General features: G+C 55.4%; 4 protein-coding genes. All 4 read right to left on the bottom strand.

Annotated elements, in window-relative coordinates:
- Positions 1-2,536: sulfatase-like hydrolase/transferase (locus RMSM_RS01710; RefSeq protein WP_085980586.1), on the bottom strand; the 2,536-nt coding region annotated here is incomplete at its 3' end.
- A gap of 4 nt (positions 2,537-2,540) precedes the next feature.
- Positions 2,541-4,187, bottom strand: a complete 1,647-nt coding sequence (locus RMSM_RS01705) for an arylsulfatase (RefSeq protein WP_008690604.1) — start codon at positions 4,185-4,187, stop codon at positions 2,541-2,543.
- Between the two features lie 132 nt (positions 4,188-4,319).
- On the bottom strand, positions 4,320-6,266 hold the full coding sequence (locus RMSM_RS01700; RefSeq protein WP_008690601.1) for an arylsulfatase: 1,947 nt from the start codon (positions 6,264-6,266) through the stop codon (positions 4,320-4,322).
- A 136-nt stretch (positions 6,267-6,402) separates the two neighbouring features.
- Positions 6,403-7,561 (bottom strand): sulfatase-like hydrolase/transferase (locus RMSM_RS01695; RefSeq protein ID WP_040763545.1); only part of this gene is annotated, 1,159 nt, incomplete at its 5' end.

The raw sequence follows: 7,561 nt of genomic DNA, 5'->3' as shown, positions 1-7,561 counted from the left end.
CCCAGCGGTCACCGAGCCAGTGGATTTCGGGGGCCCAGATGTGTTTAGGCTTATTGCCTTGCTGCTTCGCTGCCAACGTGTCGTCGGTCGTGAAAATAGGGCCGAGTGGTTCCCATTGGATCAAGTCGCTGCTGCGGTAGACTCGTACCTGATTGCCCACGATGCTTTCGTTGCCGAGGCCAATGTTGTAGGGATCGGCTGCTTCGCGTGGATCGCCCTCGTTGGGCTGAGTTCCTGTCAAATAATAGTAGTCGTCGGGCCCGAGCGTGATGTAGGGATCACGGATCCAACCCGACTTGATGAACAGCGCACGATCGTGAGATTTAAGTCCAGCCCGAATGGATTCCGCGTCCATTACCGGTCCTGGTTTGCGATCGTTTTTTTGCTGGATGAATGCCGAAGCGGGGAAATCGTCGGCCGCTTTTGTAGACGCCACGTTCACTTTGTAATCGAGCACTTTGCCATTGAAGCGATTCGGTGCGGCGTAGTCGCCTGCAGACGTGCGGTCGTCAAATCCGACGCTCAAGGAATCGATCGGTTGCGCCGGAATCAAACCCGGCGAGGGTTGACGACTCGGCGGTTGGTCATTGACGGACAACGATACCTCGCGATCCGACAAAGTGGCATTCAGCTTGACCTTGCCGCTGACTTTTTCGTTGGCGGTCACGCGTGTCACTTTGCCGTTGACGCGAACATCCAACGAGGGGACTCCATCGATAAAGTGCAATGCGTATCCGTGTTGATTGCCACCTTGGGCGATGACAACTCCGTTTGGCTGTTTCGCTTCGGCGACGACCTGAATCTTGAGCGGTCGGTTGGCAATCTGCGGTGATTTGGAATTGGCTGCATTTCGATCTCGCGAGGCGTTCGGTTGCTCCGGTTCCCAGATCACGCCGACTCGTCGTGCCCATTGTTCCCACTGGGCGACCATCGATTGGGTACGTTCCGGTTCTTGTTCGGCCAAGTCATTCAGTTCGCTTCGGTCCTCGGCAAGGTTATAGAGTTCCCATTTCAATTCGTTTGGCATGCGTTTGGCGTAGACCGCTTTCCAGTCGCCTTTTCGCAACGCGTGAGCCGCTTGGTGATCAAACCCGATCGTGCGTTCAGCCAGCGATTCGCCTCGCATCGCGGGCAGTAGACTAGTGCCCTCAAACGGCGTGATCGTGTTGCCATTGAGTGTTGCGGGATACGTCGCTCCAGCAACCTGCACAAGCGTGGGCATCACGTCCATCACGTGCGCCGGGTCGCGAATCCAGTCGTCCGATGGCTCGATCCCATCAGGCCAATGGGCGATGAAGGGCGAGCTGATCCCGCCTTCGTTGGTAAAGTGTTTGTACAGCCGAAACGGCGTGTTTCCGAGATTGGCCCAGCCGCTGCCGTAGGACTGATGCGTGCCTCGACCACCAATTTCACGAATCTCGTCACCCGCGCGAAGCGTTGTCGTTCCTCGCCGTGATTTTCCATCAAAACCGAACGGGCCCCATTCATAACAGGCACCGTTGTCGCTGAGAAACAAGATCAGCGTGTTGTCGAGGTCGTCGGTCTGTTTCAAGTGATCAAGAATCTGTCCAACACCGTTATCGACTCCTTCGACCATTGCAGCAAACACCGCCATGCGACGGGCCAGATCAAGTTGGCGGTCTTTGTCCAGCGAATCCCAGGCCGGATTTTGTTGGCCAGAAAAACCATTGGCAATGTCATCGCGGTCGACCGGAACGATGCTGCGCGGACTCAGTTTCCAGCGATCCCCATCGACCAAACCGAGCTTTTGCATTCTCGCAAAACGCTCCTCACGCAGTACATCCCATCCGCGTTGGTAGACCGCGTCATATTTATCGGCGCGTTCCGCCGGAGCTTGCACCGGAAAGTGAGGTGAAGAATGACCAAGAAACAGGAACCAAGGTTTGTCGCTGTTTTGTCCTTTGCGGATGAAATTGAGCGCGTACTCGTTGAATACATCGGTCGCGTAAAATTCGTTTGCCGCAGGATCGATCTCTTTTATGCGGCCTTCCGGCAAGCGAATGTAATAGTCCGCGTCGTATTGATCGTGCGAATGATCGTTGGTGTAACCATAGAATTCGTCAAAGCCACGCCGGATCGGTCCCGTATCGGGATGCAGATGCCATTTACCGACGTAGTAACAACCGTATCCCGCAGGTTTTAAAACTTCAGCCAGCGTTGCACATTGATCGTTCAGCCGGCCAATGTACCCGGGACCTCGCTTGGGGTCGGGGCGACCGGTGGTGAAGTCACCGATGCCGGTTTGCGACGGATACAATCCAGTCATCAACGAGGCGCGTGTCGGACAACATCGCGCAGAGTTATAGACTTGAGTAAATCGCACCCCGCCCTCAGCGAGCGAATCGATATGGGGCGTCGGAATCTCGCCGCCGTAGCAGCCCAGGTCCGAATAGCCAAGATCATCTGCCAAGAAGACAAGAATATTAGGTCGTTCCGCGGCCACGGCCGTCGACGATATCAATAGCATCGCAATAGCGATCACGCGATGTGGCAGGCAGGTCGATGGAGTCTTCATCACTCTATTTCGCCAACGTGTTTTGTGAGTTCTTGGATTGGTTAGGTCGCTTTTTACCTTGGATTTTCGGTTTTGCTTTGCCGGCGGGTCGGGGCAACACGTCGTGAGTGGCGGCCCAATCACGCCACTGTTTTGCCAACGCGTCGGCCAATTCGGGGTTTTGGCTTTTCAGGTTGTTTTGTTCGGTACGGTCGGCCGCCATGTCGAACAGTTCCCAGTCGCCTCGGAGGCCTTGGCGAACCAGTTTGCGATTTCCCACACGAATTGCCGCGTTCCCTTCGTGTTCCCAGTACAACGGGCGGTCGGCAAATTCACCTGATTCGCTCAGCAGCGGTTTCAGGCTTTGTCCCTGCATCGGAGTGATCGGTTTTCCGTTGAACTTAGCTGGATAGGTTGCATCGCCTAGATCGACACAGGTCGCCATGATGTCAATGAGATGCGTCGGTGTTGAAATCCAAGCATCGGGGCCATTGCGAGGCTCGATCCCCGCGGGCCAATGAGCGATCAACGGACTCGACGTGCCCCCTTCGTGATTGTAGTGCTTGTACTTGCGGAACGGCGTGTTGTTCAAATGGGCCCAGCAGCGACCGATGAACACATCCGAGTGAGGGTCGCCAGGGTTTTCACCGTTGTATTTGCCAGAGATGCCTGCCTCGGCGTTGCCACCGTTGTCGGATAAAAACAGGATCAATGTGTTGTCGAGTTGTTGGCGTTGACGCAGTGAGTCCACCAGTTTGCCGATGTTTTTGTCAACTTCGTCGATCATCGCAGCGTAGATCGCCATCATGTCGTCATAGCGTTTTTGTTCGTCTGCCGAGAGCGAATCCCACGCAGGAATTTGCTCGGGACGCGGTTCGAGTTTCCAATTTTTGTCGATGAATCCCAGTTCAATCTGTTTTGCATAACGCTGTTCACGCAACTTGTCCCAACCCGCCATGAATTTGCCGCGATACTTGGCGATGGTTTCCTCGGGTGCCATGCATGGGAAATGCGGAGCGACATAGGCCAGGTACCAGAAGAATGGCTTTTCCGCCTCGATCGCTTCGTCAATGAACTTGATGCCCTGTTCGGTCCACAGATCGCTGCCATACCACGGAGGGTTCAATCGCGGATCCTCCGCTGAAATCGTTTCTCCGTTAAGAAACAGGTTGGCACCACCTTTGCTGCCGGTTTGGTTCGAGAAATGGACACCGCCGGCGGCTAGATTCAAGCTGCGATCAAACCCGCGACCCCACGGATGAACGCCGTGATTCGCACCGACATGCCATTTGCCGGTCATCGCGGTAAAGTATCCGGCCTCGCGAAGCACTTCGGCGATCGTAACGCACTGATCGTTCAGCCGTCCCTGGTAACCGGGGACGCCTTGGTCCGCCGTCATCCACCCGATTCCGGCTTGGTGCGAATACAGCCCGGTCAACAGCGAAGCACGCGTCGGGCAACAACGTCCGGTGTTATAAAACTGAGAAAACCGAACTCCATTATCGGCCAGTGCATCCAGGTGAGGCGTGGGGATCTCGCTGCCATAGGGGCCGATGTCCGAAACGCCCATGTCATCAACCATGATGACGATGATGTTGGGACGCTCGGCTGCGGATGCAAACGCGGATGCAAGCGTTGCAACCGAGAACGCGACAATAAGGGTGAGTTTCATGGAGAGTGCTTAACTTGGGGAGGGATGAAAAGACTCGTGTTGACCCGCAACGGTCGGGTGGACCAATCAATAAGCGTTATTGCTTTCTCGCCGGCGCGAAAGGGGCATCGGCGTAAGTTTTTGGATTGGCACTTAGGGTTGCGGCCAACGCTGCAGCGTTTTGCCCTCGGAACCAAGCAGTTGCAGATCGGTGATCGTTGCCGATCCAGGACCGTCACCAATATCAATTCGCAATTGATAAATTCGATTTGATTCAGCGATTGGGATCTGGAATGTTTGCCATTCATCGCTCGATTCGATTGCAAATGGAACCTTACGGCCCTTAGGCAATGTGGTTTTGGTGTCGGTTGTGTAGAAGATTTCGCCGTCGGGTGCTGCATTCGCTTTGCTGCCAATCCTCAGTTTGAACGTGATTTGGTAGGGGCCATCAGGTAGCGGCTTGTTTCGCAAGTCCATTGCGATTCCAGGATCTTCGCCGCTGAACTGCAAACGCAATTCGTTTCCGGCGATCTTCAACGCGGTATTCTTTCGGGCGCGAATGTGGTTCGCAGATTGCAAGTTTGCGGACTTGCCCTTCTTGGTGGAACCAGCGTTTGCTTGCCTTTTCTTTTGGTACTGTTCGGGCGTTTCCGCGTCAAAGTACGTCCACTCGCGATGCCGATGTGGTAATGAAGCTTCCTTGACCGGCATCGATGCTTTTGCCGGGGCATGCACGACGTCTTTGGCCATTTCGTTCCACGTTGCAATCATTCGGTTGAGTCGTTCGGGATGCTGGTCGGCAAGATTGTTCAGCTCACATCGATCCTCGGCAACGTTATACAGTTCCCATGCCTCGCTTTGAAAACTGACAAGCTTCCAATCGCCATCGCGAAGTCCGCGATCCGCTGCAAACAAAAGATGAATCGGCGGTCGTGATTCGAGCGATTCGCCACGCAGTAGCGGTTCCAGCGAGATCCCTGAAACGGGGCGTAGCTGTCGATCCTCGTGCGAGTCAGGGATCTCGGTTTCGGCAAGGTCCGCCAACGTTGGCAAGACGTCGATCAAGTGAGCCGGCTGCGGGACGATGTCGCCCGGATCGAGCTTCAACCCTGCGGGCCAGTGCACAATCGCCGGAGTGGAAATGCCACCTTCGAATTGGTTTTGTTTGTAGTAACGGAACGGGCTGTTGCGAGCCCAAGCCCAGCCGGTCGAATCACCGAACGAGACGTTTGCACTGGTTGGCTCGACATTTAATTTCGCGGGTTTACGATCGTAGGGGCACGCTCCGTTATCCGATACAAACAAGATGAATGTGTTTTCGAGTTCATCGTTTTTCTTCAAATCGGCAACCAAACGACCCACCTCTTGATCCACGCGATCGATCATTGCTGCGAGCGTGGTCATGCGGTTGGCTTCGTAGTCGCGTTTCCACGGCTCGAGATCATTCCAGGCCGGAACGTGTTCAGGCCGCGGACTCGGCTCGAGCGATTCAGGCAACACACCCAGTCGCTTCTGTTTGGCGATTCGTGCGTCACGCACCGCCTCCCAGCCGTGGTCGTATTTGCCTTGGTACTGTTTGTAGTCTTCGGGCAACGCATGCAGCGGCGCGTGCGGCGCGTTGAACGCCACATACAAATACCATGGTTTATCGGTGGTGCGGGCTTCGTCCAGAAAGTCCAATGCGTAGTCCACGTTGGCGACGGTCGTATAGAAACCCTCGCTGGGAACCTGCCACGGTTCGCCGTTCAAACGGAATGTGTTGTCGCCTGAAAAGTAGTTACAGGCACCGCTGAGGTGACCAAAGTATCGTTGGAAACCAAAGTCAGTCGGCTGTCGGGCTAGATGCCATTTGCCGGTCATGGCGGTGAAGTAGCCCGCATCGCCAAGCACCTCTGCGGATGTCACCGCATGCGTCAGCTTGGTGTCCCCGGCGGCGATGCAGTATTGGCCGGTCAACAGACTCACACGCGACGAATGACATTTCGCCGTGTTATAAAATTGCGAAAACCGTACGCCATTACGGGCAAGGGCATCCAGGTTCGGCGTCTCAATCTCGCTGCCATAGCAACCGATGTCCGAAAATCCCAAATCGTCGACCATGATCACGACGATGTTGGGCCGGGGGGCGGCAACGCACGGACTCGCCGATGCCATGCAAAAGAACCCAATGCACAGCGTGGCTATTTTTAAAACGTTCGTCATTGGTGCCCTCTTGAGATGATCGGTATCCGCTGCGTCACTTCTTGTTCTTGCGGTTCGCTGGTTTGCGGCGATACGTTTCGCCATTGTCCGCAGGCATCGTGTTGTGCCAATCAAGAAGCTCGGCTTTTAAGTTTAATGTAATCTCGGGAAGATTTGACGCTATGTTCGTCGACTCGGATCGATCGAGTTTCAGGTCATAGAGTTCCACATCGGATCCGTCGTACTCGCATAGCAGTTTCCACCTTCCCGATCGAACCGCGAGATCGGGCAGGTCCTCGACCCCGTAAAACGAATCGCGATCCGGCGGGCGACGAAAGAAGATCGGAGCTTGGCGGGAACCGCCGTCACCTAGCAGCGTCGCGACCAACGGCTCGCCGTCAAAGGTGACATCCTCGGGAAACGGCGTGCCGGTCAATGTCAGTAAGGTTGGTGCAAGATCAATCGCTGAAAAGACCGATTCGCGGTCGACATGCCCCTGTTTGTGAACGATTCCGGGGCCCCACACAATCAACGGCGACCGGACGCCTCCCTCGTACAGGTGCGTTTTGAAACCACGAAACGGACCCGCCTCGCCGGCCCCCGGCGCCGGACCGTTGTCGGAACAAATCAAAATCAGCGTGTTGTCGCGAAGATCGGCGTCGTTACGGATTCGATCGAACAATCTTCCAAATTGCTTGTCCATCGCTTCGAGCACGGACAGATACAACCGTCGCAGCGAACCATCGCCCCACGTTTCGACCGGCGGCCAATAGGGACCGTGGACATCATCGGGCCAAAGGTTGATATAGAAAGGTTGCTTCGCCGCGGCGGCTTTGTCGATAAACGGGATTGCAGCATCGACAAACCCCGATGTGATCTCCGATCTCAGCATCCAGCGATAGCCGTCACCAAGATTCTCGGCGTCCTCCCAGATACGTCCTGGTTTTTCTTGCCCCGGTTTCAAGGTCAATGGCAGCAGTTTCGGCCCCATGCCCTCGAAATTGGTCAACGATTCATCAAAACCATACTCGGTGATCGGCGGAGCATCGGTGACATCACGCTGTCCCCCCATGTGCCATTTGCCAAAGTGGCCTGTCGCGTAGCCGGCTTGCTGAAGCGAACGCGCCAACATCGGCGCTTTCGGATCGAGCCACTGCGCCATACCGCGTTCATCGTTGCTCTTTCGGTTGTTCAGATACGAAGTGATCCGCCAG

Origin of the sequence: Rhodopirellula maiorica SM1 (assembly GCF_000346295.1) — a bacterium.
GTDB lineage: Bacteria > Planctomycetota > Planctomycetia > Pirellulales > Pirellulaceae > Novipirellula > Novipirellula maiorica.
This window is presented reverse-complemented; position numbering and strand designations above follow the sequence as displayed.